The organism is Streptomyces ipomoeae 91-03, assembly GCF_000317595.1.
GTDB lineage: Bacteria > Actinomycetota > Actinomycetes > Streptomycetales > Streptomycetaceae > Streptomyces > Streptomyces ipomoeae.
In genome coordinates this window covers 21,209-40,886 of record NZ_AEJC01000191.1, presented here as the reverse complement: position 1 = coordinate 40,886, position 19,678 = coordinate 21,209, and the positions used below count along the sequence as shown (strand labels likewise).

Annotated in this window: 18 protein-coding genes; 4 read left to right on the top strand and 14 right to left on the bottom strand. The window is 69.7% G+C overall.

Annotated elements, in window-relative coordinates; translation table 11 throughout:
- Together STRIP9103_RS12665 and STRIP9103_RS12660 are read right to left on the bottom strand one after the other, a co-directional pair.
- Entirely contained in the window at window positions 1–195 is a 195-nt protein-coding gene (locus STRIP9103_RS12665) for a DUF397 domain-containing protein (RefSeq protein ID WP_009309387.1), read from the bottom strand.
- Entirely contained in the window at window positions 192–1,061 is an 870-nt protein-coding gene (locus STRIP9103_RS12660; protein ID WP_009309369.1) for a helix-turn-helix domain-containing protein, read from the bottom strand. The genes STRIP9103_RS12665 and STRIP9103_RS12660 overlap by 4 nt, the downstream gene beginning before the upstream one ends.
- Window positions 1,062–1,248: 187 nt before the next feature.
- On the opposite strand from STRIP9103_RS12660, the gene STRIP9103_RS12655 reads away from it, so the two are divergent.
- Complete coding sequence (locus STRIP9103_RS12655) at window positions 1,249–1,584, top strand: ATP-binding protein (RefSeq protein ID WP_234022187.1); 336 nt, start codon at window positions 1,249–1,251, stop codon at window positions 1,582–1,584.
- A 627-nt stretch (window positions 1,585–2,211) separates the two neighbouring features.
- On the top strand, window positions 2,212–2,694 hold the full coding sequence (locus STRIP9103_RS12645; RefSeq protein WP_009309344.1) for a hypothetical protein: 483 nt from the start codon (window positions 2,212–2,214) through the stop codon (window positions 2,692–2,694).
- 10 nt (window positions 2,695–2,704) lie between these two features.
- On the opposite strand, the gene STRIP9103_RS12640 is transcribed toward STRIP9103_RS12645, so the two are convergent.
- The 3 genes from STRIP9103_RS12640 to STRIP9103_RS12630 form a co-directional block, all read right to left on the bottom strand.
- Window positions 2,705–3,655 carry a hypothetical protein gene (locus STRIP9103_RS12640; protein WP_009309442.1) on the bottom strand — a complete coding sequence of 317 codons (951 nt, stop codon included), beginning with the start codon at window positions 3,653–3,655 and terminating at the stop codon, window positions 2,705–2,707.
- 78 nt (window positions 3,656–3,733) lie between these two features.
- Entirely contained in the window at window positions 3,734–4,774 is a 1,041-nt protein-coding gene (locus STRIP9103_RS12635; protein WP_009309401.1) for a NucA/NucB deoxyribonuclease domain-containing protein, read from the bottom strand.
- 173 nt (window positions 4,775–4,947) lie between these two features.
- Entirely contained in the window at window positions 4,948–5,478 is a 531-nt protein-coding gene (locus STRIP9103_RS12630; RefSeq protein ID WP_009309389.1) for a GbsR/MarR family transcriptional regulator, read from the bottom strand.
- A 103-nt stretch (window positions 5,479–5,581) separates the two neighbouring features.
- On the opposite strand from STRIP9103_RS12630, the gene STRIP9103_RS12625 reads away from it, so the two are divergent.
- Window positions 5,582–6,538, top strand: coding sequence for an ABC transporter ATP-binding protein (locus STRIP9103_RS12625; RefSeq protein WP_009309392.1), 957 nt, complete (start codon window positions 5,582–5,584; stop codon window positions 6,536–6,538).
- Window positions 6,535–8,172 carry an ABC transporter permease gene (locus tag STRIP9103_RS12620; RefSeq protein WP_009309371.1) on the top strand — a complete coding sequence of 546 codons (1,638 nt, stop codon included), beginning with the start codon at window positions 6,535–6,537 and terminating at the stop codon, window positions 8,170–8,172. Before STRIP9103_RS12625 ends, STRIP9103_RS12620 begins: the two co-directional genes overlap by 4 nt.
- A gap of 594 nt (window positions 8,173–8,766) precedes the next feature.
- On the opposite strand, the gene STRIP9103_RS12615 is transcribed toward STRIP9103_RS12620, so the two are convergent.
- The 9 genes from STRIP9103_RS12615 to STRIP9103_RS12575 all read right to left on the bottom strand — a co-directional run bounded on the left by STRIP9103_RS12615 (window position 8,767) and on the right by STRIP9103_RS12575 (window position 19,454).
- On the bottom strand, window positions 8,767–9,363 hold the full coding sequence (locus tag STRIP9103_RS12615; protein WP_009309346.1) for a Uma2 family endonuclease: 597 nt from the start codon (window positions 9,361–9,363) through the stop codon (window positions 8,767–8,769).
- An 88-nt stretch (window positions 9,364–9,451) separates the two neighbouring features.
- Window positions 9,452–10,672, bottom strand: coding sequence for a cytochrome P450 (locus tag STRIP9103_RS12610; RefSeq protein ID WP_009309403.1), 1,221 nt, complete (start codon window positions 10,670–10,672; stop codon window positions 9,452–9,454).
- A gap of 311 nt (window positions 10,673–10,983) precedes the next feature.
- On the bottom strand, window positions 10,984–11,658 hold the full coding sequence (locus STRIP9103_RS12605; RefSeq protein WP_009309391.1) for a response regulator: 675 nt from the start codon (window positions 11,656–11,658) through the stop codon (window positions 10,984–10,986).
- Window positions 11,655–13,004 carry a sensor histidine kinase gene (locus STRIP9103_RS12600; protein WP_009309377.1) on the bottom strand — a complete coding sequence of 450 codons (1,350 nt, stop codon included), beginning with the start codon at window positions 13,002–13,004 and terminating at the stop codon, window positions 11,655–11,657. Before STRIP9103_RS12600 ends, STRIP9103_RS12605 begins: the two co-directional genes overlap by 4 nt.
- A gap of 145 nt (window positions 13,005–13,149) precedes the next feature.
- The gene (locus tag STRIP9103_RS12595; RefSeq protein WP_009309385.1) at window positions 13,150–13,824 is read right to left on the bottom strand and encodes a response regulator; all 675 of its coding nucleotides are present in this window, start codon (window positions 13,822–13,824) and stop codon (window positions 13,150–13,152) included.
- A complete protein-coding gene (locus STRIP9103_RS12590) occupies window positions 13,821–15,257 on the bottom strand; it encodes a sensor histidine kinase (RefSeq protein ID WP_078613887.1) in 1,437 nt (478 codons plus the stop codon). Before STRIP9103_RS12590 ends, STRIP9103_RS12595 begins: the two co-directional genes overlap by 4 nt.
- Before the next feature lie 10 nt (window positions 15,258–15,267).
- Window positions 15,268–16,509 carry an acyltransferase family protein gene (locus tag STRIP9103_RS12585; RefSeq protein ID WP_048820182.1) on the bottom strand — a complete coding sequence of 414 codons (1,242 nt, stop codon included), beginning with the start codon at window positions 16,507–16,509 and terminating at the stop codon, window positions 15,268–15,270.
- 376 nt (window positions 16,510–16,885) lie between these two features.
- Window positions 16,886–17,857: an alpha/beta hydrolase gene (locus STRIP9103_RS48330; RefSeq protein WP_048820181.1), complete on the bottom strand. Its 972-nt coding sequence runs from the start codon at window positions 17,855–17,857 to the stop codon at window positions 16,886–16,888.
- Window positions 17,858–18,503: 646 nt separating this feature from the next.
- Window positions 18,504–19,454: an alpha/beta hydrolase gene (locus tag STRIP9103_RS12575; RefSeq protein ID WP_009309374.1), complete on the bottom strand. Its 951-nt coding sequence runs from the start codon at window positions 19,452–19,454 to the stop codon at window positions 18,504–18,506.
- Between the last annotated feature and the right edge of the window lie 224 nt (window positions 19,455–19,678).

Below are 19,678 nucleotides of genomic sequence, written 5' to 3'. Positions count from 1 at the left end.
TCAGCTGAACGCGCCGCGCTTGGCCCCCGCCAGGAAGGCGTGCCAGCCGGTGGGGGTGAGGTGGAGGAGGGGGCCGTGGGGGTTCTTGCTGTCGCGGATGGCTCGGCCGCCGGTGGAGGTGAAGGCGACCTCGACGCATTGGCTCTCGCCGACGGTGTACGACGACTTCCAGAAGGGGCCTATGACCTCGGTCACGATGCGTCTTCCTCGCTGCTTTGCAGTGCGCTTTGGATGAGTCGCGCGCTGGCGTCTGGTGCCAGTGCTGCCGATCGTAGTTGGTCGAACGAATTGGCGTAAGCCGCCAGATCCTCGGGCGCTTCAAGGACAGAAGCACCCCGCAGGTTCTCCAAGGCTACGGCTTCGACAGTCGGGTCAGATTCGAAGCTGAAGGACTGAAAGGCGGAGGTGGAACCTGCAATCGCTCCCGCGCCGAACGGGAGCACCTGGACGGTGACGTTCTGCCGTTCTCCGACCTCAAGGATCGCGGACAGTTGGTCCCTGTGGATCGAGACGCTCGTCAAGGGGTGCCTGACGACCGCTTCCCAGAGGATGGCGGTGTACGTCGCTCCGCCCTCTTCGATCTTTGCCTGCCGCGCCTCGCGCACCTTCGCCAACTGAGCGATTCGTTCAGGGGCGATGTAGTGAGGCGTCGCCGCGATAGCGGCCTCCGCGTACGCAGCAGTCTGCAGAAGCCCCGGAACAACGACCGGCTGCCATTCCCGGATGTACGTCGCGTCGTCCTCCAACGCAATGTAGTCGAGGTAGTCCTGTCGAAGGTGTGCCGCATGTTCGAGCCACCACCCGCGATGCTTGGACCGCTTGGCCAAGTCCTCCAGTTTGGCGAGAACTTCGGGGTCGTTCACACCGTACGCATCCAGCAGTACGCGGACCTCAAGGATGCGCGCGGTCACGTGCCCGCTCTCTATACGGCTGACCCGAGCCTGATCGACACCGAGCACGCCTGCCGCGTGCGCCTGGTCGATCTTGGCGGCCCGTCGATAACGCTTGAGCGCAGCCCCAAGTCGCCTACTGCGCACGGTCGGCCGTCCCCCTGCGGGCATTGCTTCCCCTCTCCTGCGAGAGCCGGTCTCAGGTCGCACCAACTCTAGGGCGTGCGACCACCAAAGAGGGAAGCCGACATATATGAGAACTTTCCACTTGCAAGCCAATCGATTTGAGCTCTAGCCTCATGGTGCACGCACCACTACAGGGCGTGAACTTGACTGCACGTCAGGGGGTCCAATCGCCATGCCCGCACTCGCTCCACGCCCCACCCACCCGCGTCGCGACTCCTTCCGTATCCCCAAACGCAGAAGACACGTTCCGGAGGCCCGCGCGGCGGTGCGGCGGATCCTCAAGGACTGGGCCCTCGACGGTGAACTCGCCGATGACATCGCCACCGTGGCGACCGAGTTGGTCACCAATGCCGTACGGCACTGTCGGGTGGCCCTCGCCGAGGTCGAGGTGGTGGTGTCGATCCGGGGGTGTGGGCTGCTGCTTGAGGTGTCGGACCCCGACAAGGGGCGGCTTCCGGTGCCGCACACGGAGGGGGAGCCGGAGGGCGACGGGGGGGGCGCGGGCTGACGCTGGTCGCCGCGCTCTCGGAGCGGTGGGGGTGCGAGGCGCGGCCGTTCACCAAGTGCGTGTGGGCGTACTTCCTCGTGCCCGAGGAGTCGCATTGCAGCAGGTGACGTCGGCGCCACCCCTCAGTCCTCAACGCGGACGGTGGCGACGCTGGGCCGCCCGTTCGGAACGGCACCGGGCAACCCACGGCCGGTGGCTGCCGCTGCTCCCCCGCGAACCGTGCTGGGAGCCACCGCACGCGCAGGTGAACGTGCGCACCGAGTACCCGGTGAACCCGGAGCGGGACATCGTACGGCCGTACGTCACGGCGCACTTCGATGAGGAGCGACCGAGATGGACTTGAGCAAGAACGAAAACGAAAGCGAACCGAAGGCGCGGCCGGAGGCATCGCCGGAAGACGCGGTCATGGCCACGTTCAGCGCGCGGCTCGACCATGCCGTGGCCTGCAAGGACGCCTGCCGCCGGAAGGGGGTCACCTGTCTCCCCTCGGTGCGGTTGGGCAAGGGGCACCGCGAGGCGAGGAGGGCGGCCAGCAGGGCGCGGCGGAGTACTCCGTCCCCATGACCGTACGCACCTCGTCAGGAATAATCCGTTGACAACAAGTTGTTTTCATTCGATGCTGGCCGTATGTCGTCAACGTCTCCCCAGCCGACCGATCCCGCCACCGGCCCCGCCGACCCCACCGACCCCTTCTCTCCTCCCAGCGCGGACGAGGCTCGGGCGCAGCGCACGTACGCCTCGCTGTTCCGCATCGCCGAGCGGCACGCGGCCACGGACGGGCAGCGGCGGCGCCAGTCCCATCCCCACGTACTCGGGCCGCACGAGGCTATCCGCCTCGTCTCCTTCCTGCTCAGCGGGGCCGCACTCCTCGAAGACGGCGAACCGGAGGTCGACCGCGCGGACATCACCGCCGCGCTGACGCTCGTGCCCCTCGCTCGCGGTGAGATGGACGAGCTGGAGGTCGGCCTCCTGGAAATGGCCCGGGGGCGCGGCATGACCTGGCCGGAGATCGCCTTCGGCCTCGGCCTCCAGACCCCGCAGGCCGCCCGACAGCGCTACGAACGCCTGGCCAGCCGCACCGACACCGGCTCGGACAAGGGCGGCGCGTAGCAGGCCTCGCCTACGGCTCGGGCCAGACCGTCACGTAGTACTCGCCCTCCTCGCTGCGCGGGTCCCTGCCGCGTACGTAGACGATGACGTGCCACCTGTCTCCCGCGTCCGGGCCGGGCAACGGCACGGTGTCGGCGTACTCCTCGTCCTCGTCCGGCACGACCCGCAGGTCGCCGCCGGGCCCGCTCAGCGTGAACTCCGCTTCGATCTCCCACTCCCGCGCCTCGGCGGGAAGCGCCCGGGTGAAGGAGACGACGGTGCCGAACAGGAACTTGTCTCCCCAGCCCTGTGTGGCGATACGAGCGCCGCGCCCGTCAGGCGAGATCACGAGCAGTTCACCGGTGGCGGGGATCTGCGGTGCTCCGTCCCCGACGTACAGAGTGAGGGTGTGCGACGGCTCCCTGAAGGCGATCGCCGCGGAACCGGCGACGCACTCGTCGGCCTCGGTGGATTCATCGGCTCCGGACCGGTCCGGGAGGATGACTTCATAAGGGCTCTTGAGGGCGGGCCACAGCTGGATCAGGTGGGTCTCCCGCATTTCCTTCACGCCTGGAGGGTGCAGGCCCGGAGCCGCCGACTGCGTACGGATGTGCACGCGGACCCGCCACCAGGACAATTCCGTGGCGCCGCCGGGGACGGGAACGATCTCCTGATCATCGGCCGGGTTGTGCAGGAAGACCTCTCCCGCGAACCGCATGCTGCCTTCGACCACTTCCCGCCAGTCGGAGGTGTCCATCGCGGGCGCCTGCTGGTGGAACTCGAAGACTAGGTGGACATCCCCGTACGGCGTCAGCGTGCCGATGTGTCCGGCACGCCCCTTCCGGGAGATCTCCAGCGTGCCGGAGTCGCGCTTGGACTCCTTCGGCTGGGGGACTTCCTCATCGTCTTCGAGAGTGCCGATCACCCAGTACTGGCCGTGATCCGCGCGAAAGTCGACCTCATGGCGCACAGGGCGGTTCATACCGTTCCTTCCATTCAGCGGCGGCGGCTCCCGCACCCCAGGGCAAGGGCGGGGAGCCGCACAGTACAGCGCGTGGTCTCAGGCGGCCACGTAGAACGGGTCACCGTCGAAGACCCGGTACGTCCTCTTGAACCCGGAGACCCGGCCACCTTGAGTCTGCTGCTCCGAAGGGGGTACGAACTTGATGCCCCGCTGCGACGCCGGGAGCGCGGTGCCGCCCTCCTTCGTGCTGGCGAAGGGGTACTCGTCACACCAGGTCAGGCCCTTTGCCTTCTCCGCCGGCGTGGGCTTGGCCTTGCCGCACACGGCGTCGCGGTTCCTGTCGATCTGCTTCTCGTTGCTGATCGCGTGCAGCGGCTTGCCGTACCCGGGCTCGCCGTAATGGCCGCCCTTCTTGCGTACGTTGCGGATGTTCTCGCCGATGTACCGCAGATCCCCCATGTTGACCACGGCACCCGCCTGCGGGAACACACACCCCGGGGCCCTCGTGCGCTTCTTCTTGCCCCAGAACATGTCGTCGCACCGGTACCTCGCCGAGTTGTACTTGAACGTCCCAAGGGTGTAGCCCGGCTTGGTGAAGGTGAACCGGTAGGAGGACGAGGTCAGTTGCTTCTTCTTCTTGCCCACGTTGGTCTTGTAGGCCACCTTGCCGCTGCGGGCCGGGCCCAGGGTGGAGCCCTGCGGGAAGTCGACCTTGGTCGTGATGCCCTTGCCGGCGCCCACGCGCACGCTCATACGGATACCGGAGGCGTTGACCAGCTTGGCCTTGCTGACCGTGAAGGTCTCCTTCCAGTTCCGCTTTCCGGCCCGGAGCGTCATGGAGTGCCTGATGTGGAACGTGGCCTGGCCGGTCTTCTTGCCGTTGCGGTACACGTCGACACGAGCGTTGGTGTCCAGGCACATGCTGGTCCGGGTGATCACGATCTGCCCGATCTTGCAGCTCGGCACCGCGGCCGCATTGACCTGCACGGTTTCCACGGCACCCAACCGCATGGCGGCGAATCGATTCTCCGCCGACGCGGACTGCGTCGAGGCCGAAGACGTACCTACCAGGGTCCCGGCGAGCGCGAAGCCCGCCACCGAGCCCGCTATGAGACGGCTCGTCGTTGTCCTGCCCATTGAATGTCCCCCGTCCCCGCCGCGACGCGCGGACCGTACGGATTACGGTCCGGTGCGGCGGAAGGCGACATTCAACGTATGAGCTTCATACCCCAACTCACCAGTGCATGACGGGAGTTGTCCCGAACTCGTCTTGTACCGAAGGGCACCTCCCTTTAGTACAAGGCGAGTTGTCAGCCCCGGCCGAACACCCTGTCCCGGTGCTCACGCCAACGCCCCATCATCGCCTCGACCTCTCCCTCGACGAACTCGAAGAAGGCGAGGGTCTCGGCGAGGCGGCGGCCCGCCGGGGTGTCGGCGCCGAGGCTGGTGACGCCCTCGCGCAGGGCGTCCTCCCAGCGCTTGATGAGGGCCTCGCGGTTGGTGATGGCCTCGTACCACTGCTCGCTGTGGACGCGGTAGCGCTCGCGCCGGGAGCCGGGCTCGCGCTCGCGGGAGACCAGGTGGACCTGGGCGAGATAGCGGACCGCGCCGGAGACGGCCGCGGGGCTGATCTGGAGCTGTTCGCCCAGCTCCACGGAGGTCAGCGCGCCGGTGTCGGAGGCCAGGAGCGCGGCGAAGACCCGGGCCGGCATCCGCGGCACCCCGGCCTCGACCAACTGCGCCGCGAAGTGCTCGACGAAGCGCGAGACCGACTCCGGGTCCCGGCCGGAGGATTCGGCGTCCCGCCCGGCCGTCCTCGCCTCGGCCTTCGATTCCGTCATCCCTGGATCATCTCCCCTGGTCAGACACCACCGCTCAGTCTACGGCGCTTTTATACGTTTCCTTAACTTCACAAATTTCTGAAAGAAGTGTACGTTCTGAAGCATGACGAAGGCCATAACCGTCTCGGGACTTCACAAGTCCTTCGGACGGACCCACGCGCTGGACGGGCTCGACCTGACCGTCGAGACCGGCGAGGTCCACGGCTTCCTCGGCCCCAACGGAGCCGGAAAGTCCACCACCATCCGCGTTCTGCTCGGCCTGCTGCGCGCCGACTCGGGCGCCGCGCAGGTGCTCGGCCGCGACCCATGGGCGGACGCGGTGGAGGTGCACCGCCGGATCGCGTACGTCCCGGGTGATGTGACCCTGTGGCGGAACCTCGCCGGCGGCGAGGTCATCGACCTGTACGGGCGGCTGCGCGGAGGGCTGGACGCGCGGCGCCGGGCCGACCTCGTCGAGCGGTTCGAGCTGGACCCCACGAAGAAGGGGCGCACGTACTCGAAGGGCAACCGGCAGAAGGTCGCCCTCGTCGCCGCCTTCGCCTCCGACGTCGACCTGCTGATCCTCGACGAACCGACCTCCGGCCTGGACCCGCTGATGGAAGAGGTCTTCCAGCAGTGCGTACGGGAGGAACGGGACCGGGGCCGTACGGTCCTCCTCTCCTCGCACATCCTCAGCGAGGTCGAGGAACTCTGCGACCGGGTCAGCATCATCCGCAAGGGCGTCACCGTCGAGACCGGCTCCCTCACCGACCTGCGCCATCTGACCCGTACCAGCGTCTCCGCCGAACTCGCCTCCCCGCCCAACGGGTTGACCCGTCTCCCCGGCGTCCACGACCTCGACGTCCAGGGCAACCGGGTCCGACTCCAGGTCGACACCGACAAACTCGACGCCGTACTGCGCTCGCTGAGCGAGTCGGGCATACGGTCGCTGACGTCGACCCCGCCGACGCTGGAGGAGCTGTTCCTGCGGCACTACCAGGACGACGTACGGGGCGCGGCAGGGCCGACGGACGGCACGGAGGGCGCAGAGGGTGCGCGGGGCGCGGTGAGCGCGCGATGAGCGCCACCACCGCCACCACCGCCTCCAGGGGCGGCGGCTCGTTCGGCGCACGATCCGGCGGGCGCAGCCCTCAACTGGCCGGTACGGGGATCCTGTTGAGGTTCGCCTTGCGTCGGGACCGGGTCATGGTCCCGGTCTGGGTCGCGGTGATCGGCCTGATGGTCCTGTCCATGCCGAACAGCTTGAAGGGCCTGTACGGCACCGCCGCCGAACGCGCCGACCTGATGCGGCAGATGAGCACGAACTCTTCGCTGCGCGCCCTGATCGGCCCTGTCTTCGACGACTCCCTCGGCGCGCTGACGGCGTGGCGCGTGGGCGTGTACGCCGGTGCGCTGGCCGCCGTGATGAGCCTGCTCGTGGTCATCCGGCATACGCGGGACGAGGAGGAGAGCGGCCGTCAGGAGATGGTGGCGAGCGGGATGGTGGGACGCCGGGCCTCGCTGACCGCCGCCCTGCTCACGGCGGCCGTCGCGAACGGTGTGCTCGCGCTGCTGGTCGCGGCCGGGCTGGCGCAGTACGGGGCGGCGAGCGCACTGGCGTTCGGGCTGGGCATCGCGGGCGTCGGGATGGTGTTCGCGACGATGGCGGCCGTCGTCGCCCAGCTGACGGAGAGCGCGCGGCTGGCGCGGGGGCTCACGGCGGGTGTGCTGGGCGCGGCGTTCGTGCTGCGGGCGGCCGGTGACGCCTCCGAGAACGACGGTTCGTCTTTTTTGACGTGGCTGTCGCCGCTGGGATGGCTGGCGAACGAGCGTTCGTTCGCGGATGAACGGTGGTGGGTGCTGCTGCTGTTCGTGGCGGCGACGCCGGCGCAGGGCGCGGTGGCGTACGGGCTCGCCGGGCGCCGCGATGTCGGGATGAGCTTCCTGCCGACCCGGCCGGGCCCGGCGTCCGGTCGGCTGACCACGGCGGGTGCGCTGGCCTGGCGGTTGCAGCGGGGCAGCGTACTGGGCTGGAGCATCGGCTTCTTCCTCACCGGTCTCGTCTACGGCGGGCTGACCGAGGGCGCGGCCGACCTCGTCGGCGACAACGAGAACGCCCGCCAGATATTCGAACGCATGGGCGGCCAGGCCGGACTGACCAACGCGTTCCTCGCCTCGATGATCGGCATGATGGGCCTGATCGCCGCGTTGTACATCGTCGGCGCCGTGCTCCGCCTGCATGGCGAGGAGACCTCCGGCCGCGCCGAACCCGTCCTCGCGAGCGCGGTCGGCCGCCTGCGCTGGGCCGCCGGCCACCTGGCCGTCGCCTTCGGCGGCACCGTCTGGATCATGCTCCTCGCCGGCCTCGGCTTCACCGCCGGCTACGGCAAGGAGTTCGGCCCGATCCTGGGTGCCTGCCTGGTGCAGGTCGCCGGGGTGTGGGTGATCGGCGGGATCGCCGTACTGCTGTACGGGCTCGCACCCCGGGCGGCGGTCGCGACCTGGGGCCTCGCCGGAGCCGTACTCCTGATCGGCTGGATCGGCCCCGCGCTGAATGCTCCGCAGGCTCTCCTCGACGTCTCCCCCTTCGGGCATCTGCCGAAGCTGCCGGGTGGGGAGATGGAGTGGGGACCGGTACTGACACTGACCGGGCTCGCGGTGGTACTGGTGGCCGGGGGGTTGGCGGGGTTGCGGAGGCGGGACCTCTCGACATGAGCGGACGTGGGCGGAGGGCCGAGTGGTTCGGTTCGATGGTCGAGTGGCTGAGTGGTCGAGTGGCTGAGTGGTCGAGTGGCTGAGTGGTCGAGTGGCTGAGTGATCCACTGGTCCGGTGATCAGGGGCGCGCCCCCTCCCCGTGGAGAACCACGGCGGAACGGGGCGCGTCCTTGCGTTCGTGGAGCGACCGGACGAGCGGGGGCAGGGGGGTCGGCGGAGCGCGTTGGCGTGCGGCGGGTGCGCGTTGTCGGCGGTGGGGGCGTTGACGGCCACCCTCGTGTGGAGTTCCTCGCCCCGTACGCGGCGCCATATGGGCGGCGGCTTCGAGGGCGAGGGCACGGATTACACCGTCCTCGTCACCGAACTCCCCCTGGTCATCGCCGCCGGAGCCGCCGTTCCGGCCGTCGCCTGCCTTCTGCTGACGTGGGCGGTGGGTCGACGGCGACGGGTCGGGGCGCCGATCTGGGGACGTCAACGAGGCATGAGCACGCTTGAGCTTGAGCGCCGGGTTCTGGGGTTCTGTCGCGCGGGGGCGACCGGCGTGCCGCTGCCCTGGAAACTGGGCCCGGGGGCAGCGGTGCCACGGCAAACGGTCAGTCGACGTACTGCTTGAGTTCCTCGGTGTCGAGTTCGATGCCGAGGGGATCGGGCAGGGAGAGCTTCGCGCCGAACGCCTTCCTGACCGCGCTGCGGTATCCGCCGCCGGGATCCGGATCGCTGAAGAGTGTGACCGAGTGGTCGTCCCGGTCGATCAGCAAGTAGTAGGGAATCCCGGAGTCGGCGTAGCCAGCGGGCTTCTCCTCTCGATCACGACGGTGGGTGTCCGCGTCGTACGAGGTGACCTCGACCGTCATCACCACTCCGGCGGTTTCGGCCCAGTCCCCCTTCCCCGCGAACGTTCCCCGGGGCGCGAGCACGGCATCGGGAAGCGCCCGCCCCTTGCGGTACTTCTCGATCCGCAGTCCCAGCTCTCCGCCCCCATACAGCCACAGCCCCGTGCCGGCCATGAGGAAGCTCTCCTGCAGCCACCTGATGACCTCGCTGTGGTTGCCGTCCGTCATGCCCTTGATCCCGACCCGTCCGTTGATGAACTCCAACCTGACGGCGTCGAACTTCTTGGCCACATGCGCGGCGAGTTCCTCGAACTCCTCCACGGACATCTGAGACGTGTGCTGCGCCATAACCGTCATGGTGCCTCCCTTCGCAGGCAGGCACCAGCTTGCCGAGCCGCCCTCGACCACCGATCGGTCCCCTCCACACGTTCATCCGAACGTGTGATCACCGCACCTCCACGCTCAGGCCATCCAACCCCCGGATCACAAACCCCGGCTTCCGCTTCGGCTCCGCCGTCGGCGTCAGGGTCGGGGCCTTCTCCAGGAGGGCCCTCATGGACGCCGCCAGTTCGATACGGGCCAGGGGAGCGCCGATGCAGTAGTGGATGCCGGCGCTGAAGGAGATGTGCGGGTTCTCCTCGCGGGTCAGGTCCAGTTTCTCGGGGTTGGTGAACACGGACGGGTCATGGTTCGCCGAGCCGAACAGCATCGCGATCTCCGCGCCCCTCGGAACCGTCGTGCCGTCGATCTCGATGTCGTCCAGCACCCAGCGTTCGAAGAGCTGCAGCGGGGTGTCGTACCGCATCAGCTCCTCGACGGCCGCCGGTACGAGGGAGTGGTCCGCGCGGAGGGCGGCGAGCTGGTCGGGGTTGCGGAACAGCGCCCACCAGCCGTTCACGGTGGCGTTCACCGTCGCCTCGTGGCCCGCGTTGAGCAACAGGACGCAGGTCGAGATCATCTCCTGCTCGGTGAGGCGATCACCCTCGTCGTGGGCCGCGATCAGGCCCGAGATCAGGTCCTCGCCCGGCTGCGCCCTGCGGTGCGCGATCAGCTCCCGGAGGTACTCCGAGAACTCCACCGACGCCCGCACCGCCTTCTTCGCCGTCTCCTCCGACGGGTTCAGCTCATACATCCCGCAGATGTCCGCCGACCAGGGCCTCAACGGCGCCCGGTCCGCCTCCGGGATGCCCAACATCTCGGCGATCACCGCCACCGGAAGCGGCTCCGCCACGTCCCGCAGCAGATCACCCCCGCCGGCCTCCACCAGCCCCGCCACCAGCTCGCCGGCCAACTGGTCCACGTACGGCTTCAGCTGCTCCACCGTGCGCGGCGTGAACGCCTTCGACACCAGCCGCCGGATCCTGGTGTGGTCCGGGGGCTCCAGGTCCAGCATCCCGTGGTCGTTCAGCGTGTGGAACGGCTCCTGCTCCGCCGGGGGCGCGCTGCGGCCGAAGTCCTCGTGCGTGAACCTGTGCTGGTACGTCCGGCCCAGCCGCCGGTCCCGCAGCAGCGCCGACACATCCGCGTGGTGCGGCACGAGCCACTGCTTCGTCGGCTCGAAGTACAGCACCCGGCCCGCCGCCCGCAGCTCGGCATACGCCGGGTACGGGTCGGCCACGAAGTCGGGGTTCCACGGATCGAACGCGAGGTCGGATGCAGCTGCCATGCGGGGACGCTAACCCGCGATCGGGCGGATGAACAGGGGGAACTCGGCGCCTGACCTCGACAAAGCCCTTCGGGGGCCCCTCCCCCCTCCCTCCCCCTCCCCTCCCCCGTGTGGCACTGGGCCTCCCCCATGTGGCACTGGGCGGCCATCGCGTCGGCGCGGCCGGCCCTGTCAGGCCGGTGTGGCCTGACGCGCCCGGTGGCCTGTCACCTCCGGTGGCCTGTCACGCCCGGTGGCCTGTCACGCCGGTGTGGCCTGTCACGCCGGTGTGGCCTGTCACGCCCGGTGACCTGTCACGCCGGTGTGGCCTGTCACGCCGGTGTGACCAGTCTCGCCTCGTAGGCGAAGACTGCCGCCTGGGTGCGGTCGCGGAGGCCCAGCTTGACCAGGATTCGGCTTACGTGGGTCTTGATCGTGGACTCGGCCACGACCAGGCGTTCGGCTATCTCCGAGTTGGACAGGCCCTGGGCTATGAGGATCAGGACCTCCGTCTCGCGTTCGGTGAGTTCTCCGTAGGCCAGCTGGGCCGCCGCCGAGGGCTTCGGGCTCTCGGCGAGCTTGGAGAACTCGGTGATCAGGCGCTTCGTGACGGACGGAGCCAGCAGGGCCTCGCCGGCGGCCACCACCCTTACGCCGTCGGCCAGTTGGCGGGCCGAGGCGTCCTTGAGGAGGAAGCCGGAGGCCCCCGCGCGCAGCGCCTGGTACACGTACTCGTCGAGGTCGAAGGTGGTGAGGACCAGTACCTTGGCTCCACCGTCCGCGGCCACGATCTCCCTCGTCGCCTCTATGCCGTTCAGCTCCGGCATACGAATGTCCATCAGGACCACGTCCGGCGAGAGCTCCCGGACCCGGTCGACCGCGTCCCGCCCGTTCACCGCCTCGCCGATCACCTCGATGTCCGGCATCGCGCCGAGCAGCACCGAGAAGCCCTCGCGGACCATCATCTGATCGTCGGCGATCAGCACCCGGATGGTCGAGCCGGTCATGCGTCGCCCTCGCTCACGGTGGCCACCGGCAGGAACACCGTCACCTCGTAGCCCCCTTCTTCCGTCTCGCCCGTGGTCATCTCGCCGTTCAGCATCGTGACGCGCTCGCGCATCCCGGTGATGCCGTGGCCGGCGCCGTGCGTGGACTTCACCATGGTCACCTCCGGAGAGGGGCCGTTGACTATGCGCAGGCCGAGTCCGCCCAGTACGTAGGCGATCTCCACTCGGGCCGTCGCGCCGGGTGCGTGCCTCAGGGTGTTGCTGAGGGCCTCCTGGACTATGCGGTACGCCGACAGCTCCACGCCCTGCGGGAGTTCGCGCACCGCTCCCGTGACCGCCTTCTCCACCGTCAGGCCGGCGTCCCGCACATTGGCCAGCAGGCCGTCGAGGTCGGCGAGGGTGGGCTGCGGGGCCTCCGGGGCCTCGTAGTCCTCGGCGCGGACCACCCCGAGGACACGGCGCAGCTCGGTCAGCGCCGCCACCGCGTTCTCCCGGATCGTGGCGAAGGCCTGCTCCAGCTCGGGCGGCGGGTTCTCCACGCGGTAGGGCGCGGCCTCGGCCTGGATGGCGACCACCGACATGTGGTGGGCGACCACGTCGTGCAGCTCGCGGGCGATCGTCGTGCGCTCTTCGAGAAGGGTGCGCTTGGAACGCTCATGGGCGGTCACCGTCTGCTGCGCGGTCACCTCACGTTGGGCCGTGCGGCGTATGTTCAGGGCGGACACCGCCAGCAGGGCCATCGCGGAGACCATCAGGAGCGAACCCGTGTTCGACGAGTAGTGCCCCGCTCCGAGGAGGCTTTCGAGGAGCACTCCGTACGCCAAGGTCAACGCCCACATCCAGGCGGCTATGCGGGGCCGGGTGCGCAGTGCCACGACCGTCATGACCACGAGGTGGGCCGCGAAGCTGCCGGGCGCCCATGGCCAGTCGCTCCACATGTCGCTGAACGCCGCGGTGAGCGGGGTCGCCGCCATGGACACCCAGAAGGCTCCCACGGGCCGGACCAGCGTCAGAATGACCGGGCCGAGGGACAGGAGGGCGCACACCACCACGCCCAACTCGCTGCCCCGCTCGCCGGCGGAGGTCGCGATGGCCAGCGACAGCAGGCCGGCCGCCACCACGGTCGCGTGCGGAGCCCAGGCCACGTACTCCCGGAGGCGGCCGGACAGCCGGCTGGTGAACAGGCCGTCCATCCTCATGGGCGGCAACGGTCGGTAGGCGAACGCGTCGTGGAACAGGTCCTGCCGCAGTCCGTGCCACGCGTCCATCGCGAACCGGAACTCCGGGGTGCTCTGCTTGGGCCCCCGGGGCGGGGGAATCGTCTGCGTCTGGGTCGTCTCGGTCACATGGAAAACGGTAGGTGGAGGCCGGGGTCGGCGTCGTCACCAGTGAGATGGGTCCTGTGAGGTCCGTCTCAGGTACTACGGGTATCGGTGGGGGCGACTGAAAGGCGGCTTATGGGGCGGTTCACGGAAGCCGACCCCGTGCGCGTCAGTAGCCGGAAGGGCGGACCAAGCCGGATTCGTAGGCGAAGACCGCCGCCTGGGTGCGGTCGCGGAGGCCCAGTTTGACGAGGATGCGGCCCACGTGGGTCTTCACGGTCTGTTCGGCCACGACGAGGCGTTCGGCGATCTCGGCGTTGGACAGGCCCTGGGCGATCAGGGCGAGGACCTCCGTCTCCCGCTCGGTCAGGTCGCCGACGCGGTCCTTCAGCGGGGCGCGGGGCGCGGTGCCCAGGCGGGAGAACTCGGCGATGAGACGGCGGGTGATACCGGGTGCGAGCAGCGCGTCGCCCGCCGCCACCACCCGTACCGCTTCGGCCAGTTGGTCTGCGGAGGCGTCCTTGAGGAGGAAGCCGGACGCGCCGGCGCGCAGGGCCTCGTACACGTACTCGTCCAGGTCGAAGGTGGTGAGCACCAGGACTCTGATGTGCGGGTGCTCGGCGGTGATGCGGCGGGTGGCTTCGATACCGCCGAGTTCGGGCATGCGGATGTCCATCAGGACGACGTCCGGGGCGAGTTCGGTGACCTTGTCGATGGCGTCGAGGCCGTGCACCGCCTGGCCGACGACGTCGATGTCGGGCTGGGTGTTGAGCAGCACCGAGAAGCCCTGCCGGACCATCTGCTGGTCGTCGGCGATCAGTACGCGGATGGTGCCGCTCGTCATGGGGTCTCTTCTCCTGTCGTGTCCGGTGAGAGGCCGGCGGTCGCCGGTGAGGTGCCGGAGGTCGTACGGGGTGACATGTCGGCGCCGGGGGCGCCGTTCCTCGGGAGGAAGGCGACCACCGCGAAGCCGCCGTGGGAGGTTTCGGTCGCCATGAGGGTGCCACCGAGCATCGCGGCGCGTTCACGCATACCGAGTAGACCGTGGCCCGCGCCGGGTGACGGCTGGGCCGGGCGGTCGGGTCTGGAGTTGATGACCCGGAGTTGGAGACCGCGCGGGAAATGAGTCAGTTCCACTCGTACGGTCGACCCGGGAGCGTGACGCAGGGCGTTGCTCAGCGCCTCCTGGACGATCCGGTACGCCGACAGCTCCACGCCGGGCGGCAGCGGGCGTACGTCGCCGTGGATCTCGGTGGTGACGGCCAGCCCCGCGGCACGGGTGTTCTCGACGAGGGCGTCGAGGCGGTCCAGGGTGGGTTGCGGGGTGTGGGGGGCGGTGCCCTCGGCGGCGGCCGTTATGCCGTGCGGGTCGTCGGGGTCCGCCGGGTCTTCGGCACGCAGGACACCGAGGACGCGGCGGAGTTCGGTGAGGGCCTCCAGCGCGTTCTGCCGGATGCCGTTGAGGTTCTCCTTCAGTTCGTCGGGCGGGTTCTCCACCAGGTGGGGGGCGACCTGAGCCTGGATGGAGATCACCGACATGTGGTGGGCGACCACGTCGTGCAGCTCGCGTGCGATACGGCTGCGCTCCTCCAGGACCGTGCGGCGGGCGCGTTCCTCGGCGGTGAGGCCGGCCTGTTCGACGAGTTGGGTACGCGCCTCGCGGCGGCCTCTCATCGTGCTGCCGAGGAGGACGACGCCGATGAAGAGGGCCATGGCCAGGGTGCTCGTCGACGAGTAGGCCGGGGCGCCGATGACTCCCTGGACGACATAGGTGGCCAGGGCGGTCAACGCCAGCACCTCGACCGCGACGCGGGTGGGCAGGCGTAGCGCGAGCAGGAAGAGGATCACGGCGTGCGCGATCATCCCGGGCGGGCTCCACGGCCATGGGACGTTGCCCCGCGGCAGGTCGTTCGGCACCGTCAGGTCGAACTGGGCCGCCCCGGTGAGCAGATGGAACAGTTGGATCCGGACGCCGAGGGCCACGACGACGGTGACGACCATGGAGGCCCACCACGCCGGTACCGGCCACCACAGCGCGAGCGCCACCGCCGCGCCCTGGGCCAGCGAGCACAGCAGGGTGTACTCCGCGCCCAGGTGGTAGCGGTCCTCCATCTGGTCGATGTTCCCCAGCGTGATGCCGAGCGCGATCAGGAAGACCAGGCCGTGCGGCAGCCAACGCAGCCACACCGAGGGGGGCAGCGGGTGGGCCTCGCTGCTCAACAGGTCTTCGCGCAGCATGCGAAGCCCTGTGGTCAGCCGTTTCTCCACTGCGCTCATTCGGACCAGCCTAGGCATGGGGCGCCGTCCTGGGCTGCGGGATTTTGGGGCGGCGCGGGGTTTCCGGGTGCGGGGTGTTCTTGGGTTGACGGGCTTCGGTTGGGTGTCGGGGGGATTTGGGTTGGCGCTGTTGGTTCGGGTGCCGGGTGGTTTCGGGGCGGCGCCGTTCGTTCGGGTGCCGGGTCTCGTAGGTGTGGAACGCGGCCCAGCAGAGGAGGAGGGCCAAAGTGAACACCGGGAGCCAGGCCAGACGGGCCGCTACCCAGGTCAAGGTGTCGGGGGGTGTGTGCAGGCCGGGGAGATGGCCTGCCGCCAGGCCGGTGGCGGTCGTTGCCATCAGAGCCGTCTGGTGCCACAGGAACACCGTCATCGCCGAGAGGTTGACGACCGCCACCGCTGCCCAGGCCATGGGTCGTCGTGCCAGTGTGCGGCGGAGGGGGCCTCGGAGCAGGAGGGCCAGGCCGCACTGGGCCAGGCCGAAGGTCACGGCGGCCAGGGTCGGGGGGGTCAGGTTGGAGATGTGGGAGCCGGGGACGCCGACCATCGAGGCCGGGTAGCCGGCCCACGTGATCAGGGCCGCCGTTGCCGTCGCGCCGGATACGAGTAGGAACCAGCCGGCGCGGTGGCGGTCCAGTTCGCCTCGGGTCCAGGCCGCGCCCAGGGCGTACGGGACCAGCCAGCCCGCCGCCAGGTTGATCCAGCCGAGCGCGGCCGGGGCGCCCAGGCCGAAGCGGGCGATGTCGACGTGGAGGACCACGGCCAGGGGCCACAGGGGGTTCAGGCGGGCCACCAACGGTGTTGCCGCTGTCAGTGCCGCGAAGACCAGGAGGAACCACAGCGGGGACAGGGCCAGTTTGAGGAGGGTGTGGACCGTGGCGAAGTCGGTGTCTGTGGCCAGGAGGGTGATCGTCACGACCGTCCAGAGGGTCAGGACTGCCGCGACCGGTATGAACAGGCGGCCCAGGCGGGTGGCCAGCCATTGGGGGTACGTGGTGCCTCGGGCTCGGGCGGAGGCGTAGCTCTTCGTCGCCACGTGGCCGCCGACCAGGAAGAAGACGGCCAGGGTTTGGAAGAGCCAGGAGATGGGGGCCAGCCAGGGCATGTGCTGGAGGGGGCTTGAGGTGTGGAGGGTGCCGCCGCCGGTCGAGACCAGGGCCGTCACCAGCCAGTGGCCCAGGATTATGCCGAGTATGGCGAGGGCTCGGAGGGCGTCTACGGCGCGGTCTCGGCTGGTGGGGGTGGAGTTGTGGATGCGGTGGGCTGCGGCGCGTAGGGGGTTGTGCGGGGAGCGGGGGTGGAGGGGGTGTGCGGGGGCACTGTCGAGTGCGGGTGTGTCGGGTGCGGGTGTGTGGTGGGATGCCCGGCCTTCGGCCGGATTTGGGTTCCCACCCGCACCGCCCGTGCGGCAATCGATTTCGGGTGCGGGTGGCCCCTGTGGGGGTTGAGCACCGTCGGCGAGTGCGGATGGGTGTGTGGGTGGGACAACGGCTGTGCCCACTGCAGCGGCATCGACTTCGCGTGCGTTCGACTCCCGGTGGGGTTGGCCGACCTCGGCGGGTGCGGGTGGGGGCGCTGGGGTGGTCTTGGGATTGGACACGTGGGTGGCCCTGGGCGTGGGGGTTGGGTGGTCACGCATCGGGGGTCTCCGTGAGGGTGCCTCGGGTTATGTGGGCAAGGTTTTTGAGGGAGAGGGAGCCGGGGGCGAAGTAGTCGCTGTGGCCGGCGTCGCCTGCTGGGAAGACGTGGGCGCCGAAGGCCGGGGACGTGGGGTCGGTGCCGAAGCCGATCGTGGTGCCGAAGAAGTCCGCCTGGGTGTGCGGGACCATCTCGATCCAGTCGTCGGTGCCTCGGGCCGCCCATACCTGGGCCGAGGTGTCCAGTGCGGCGGCGCTGTCCACGCCTGCGCCGGGGCTGCCGATCATGACGATGTCGTCGACGTCGTCCAGGCCGGCGGCGGCTCGGCCGCACACCACCGAGCCGTATGAGTGGCAGACCAGGGAGACGTCCGCCGAACCGCCCACCAGTCCGCGTAGTTCATGCACGAACGTGCGCAGGTGTGGGGCCGCCTGTTCGGCCCGGGTGGGGGTCAGGACCGTCGTGCTGATCGTCCCCGGTGTCTCGTGGCCGAGCCACGCGATGACCGCCGTGCCCGGGCCTGTCTCGGTATGGAGTGCCTGTGCCGCCTTCTGGAAGCGGTCGTATGTGTCCAGGCTTGTGTCCGAGCCCGGGACCAGTACCGCTATGTGGTCTGCCTTCAGCAGGTCGCCGAAGACTTCCACGGTCCGGCCGGGGCCCCGGCCGTCGAACGACAGGAACTGCCGGGAAGGGGCCGCCATCGAACGGTCCGTCGCCGCCCGGCTCCGGTCACCGTGGGCCTCGGCCATGCGGGCCGCCGCCTCCGCGTTCGCACGGTTGGCCCTGTATGTCGTCTGGAGCGTCGCTCGGGTCGGGAGCGTGAGGGAAGCGGCGGCGGGGGCCGGGGCCGGGATCTGGGGTTGGGCCGCTGCTGAGACGGGGGCGATTACAGCGGTCGCGACGAGGAGGGCGAGGAGGGTGCGGCGTAGGCGGGCGGGCCAGGTGGTTCGGTGGGCCGACCGGATGTTTCGGCGCCACGCGCCGTGTCCGTACGGCTTCGCGTCTTGGCGCCGCGCGCTGTGCCAGTCCGGCTTCGCGTCTTGGCGCCGCTCGTCGTGGCGGTCCGGCTTCGCGTCTTGGCGCCGCTCGTCGTGGCGGTCCGGCTTCGCGTCTCTGTGACGCTCACCGTGTTGGCCTGGCTTGGCGTCTCCGTCTCGGTGCCGCTCGTCATGGTGGTCCGGGCCGGCGTCTCGACCAGCGTCGTCGTGTCGGCTCGGCTCGTGGCGTTGGCTTGGCTCGTGGTGTCGATTCCACCTCGCGTCTCGGGTCCGCCCGCCGTCTCCGGTCCGCGCGTCGTTTTGGCTCGGGCTGCCGTCTCGGCTTCGGCCGTCATATCGGCTCGGCCCGGCGTCTCGGATCCGGTCAGCGTCGTTTCCGCTTCGGCTCCCTCGTGCCTCCGGTCGTGTCGTGACCGCCATGTCGCCCCCGCCCCTTCCAGTTCGGCCCGGCCGCTGGTCGGGCCGTTCTGGAAGGAAGCTATGGATCAGGGGGCGTGGTCGGCGTCACGCCTGGGAGCTCACATGGGATGTAGCTCTCAGGTATTACGGGTATCCCCGTGAGGGGGAGGAGGGGGCGTTCGGCGGCCTCACCAGGCCGGCTCATCAGGCCGGCTCACCAGGCCAGTTGGGCGATCTCCTCCGCCACCACCGCGCACGCGTCCGCCGCCGGGTCGATCAGGGGGAAGTGGCCCACGTCCTCCAGCAGGGTCAGGCCCACGATCTCGCCCGCCTTCGCCGCCGCGTCCGCGTAGGCCTCGGCCACGGCCTGCGGTACGACGATGTCGGAGCGGCCCTGTACGAGGGTGGTGGCGATGCCTGTCGGCAGGAGGAGGGCCGGGTCGGCGTACGGGCGGCGTTCCGTGAACTTGTCCTGGCCGCCGAGGAGTTGGGTGGTCGCGCCGCCGCAGACGTCCAGTTTCTCGGCGACGGCGAAGTCGGCGATCGGGGCGAGGGCGACGACGCCGCGCAGCGGGGCCGGGCGGGAGGTGCGCCACGGGGTGTCCGACGGGAGTAGGTGGCGGGCTGCCGCCCACAGGGCGAGGTGGCCGCCTGCGGAATGGCCGGTCAGTACCGTGCGGCGCGGGTCCGCCTGCGGCAGGGCCTCCCGTACGAGGGCGGGCAGGGCGTCCATCGCGGCGGCCACGTCGTCGAACGTCTCCGGCCAGCGACCCGCCACGGGGCCCGTCGCGCCGGTCGGGCCCGTCTGGGTCGGTAGTGAGCTGCCCCTCCTGTACTCGACGTTGGCCACGGCGAAGCCTCGGCGGGCCAGGTAGTCGGCGAAGGGGGTGATGTGGTGGCGGTCGTACGGGGCGCGCCATGCGCCGCCGTGGAGGATGACGACGAGTGGGGCTGTGCCGGTGGTCGCGGTTGCGTCTGTGCCTGCGCCTGCGCCTGGGACGGAGGCCGGGGGTGTCGTTGTGTCAGATGTGTGGGGGGCGTAGAAGTCGATCACCTGGTCGGGGTGGTCGCCGTAGGACTTGGTGGTGTCGGGGGCGACTGGGGGGTGTGAGAAGGCGGATGCCTCTTCGGCGGCATCGCGGGCTGCGGCGTCGTCGTCCGGCATGCTCCAACCTCTCAAGGGTGAAACGGATTTGGAAGGGTTTGGGGGTGGGCGGGCGTGGGAACTGGATGCCTGCCGTTGGCGGGGACGGTATCAGGCCCGTGACGTGCGTCGACACGGGGATGTGACGCTGGGTGAGGGTTGGCGGGTCTGGTGGGGTTTGCTGGGGGCGCCCCCAGGGGGAACTGGGGGTGGGGTGCTCGGGGTGCGTGCGTGATCCGGGGCCC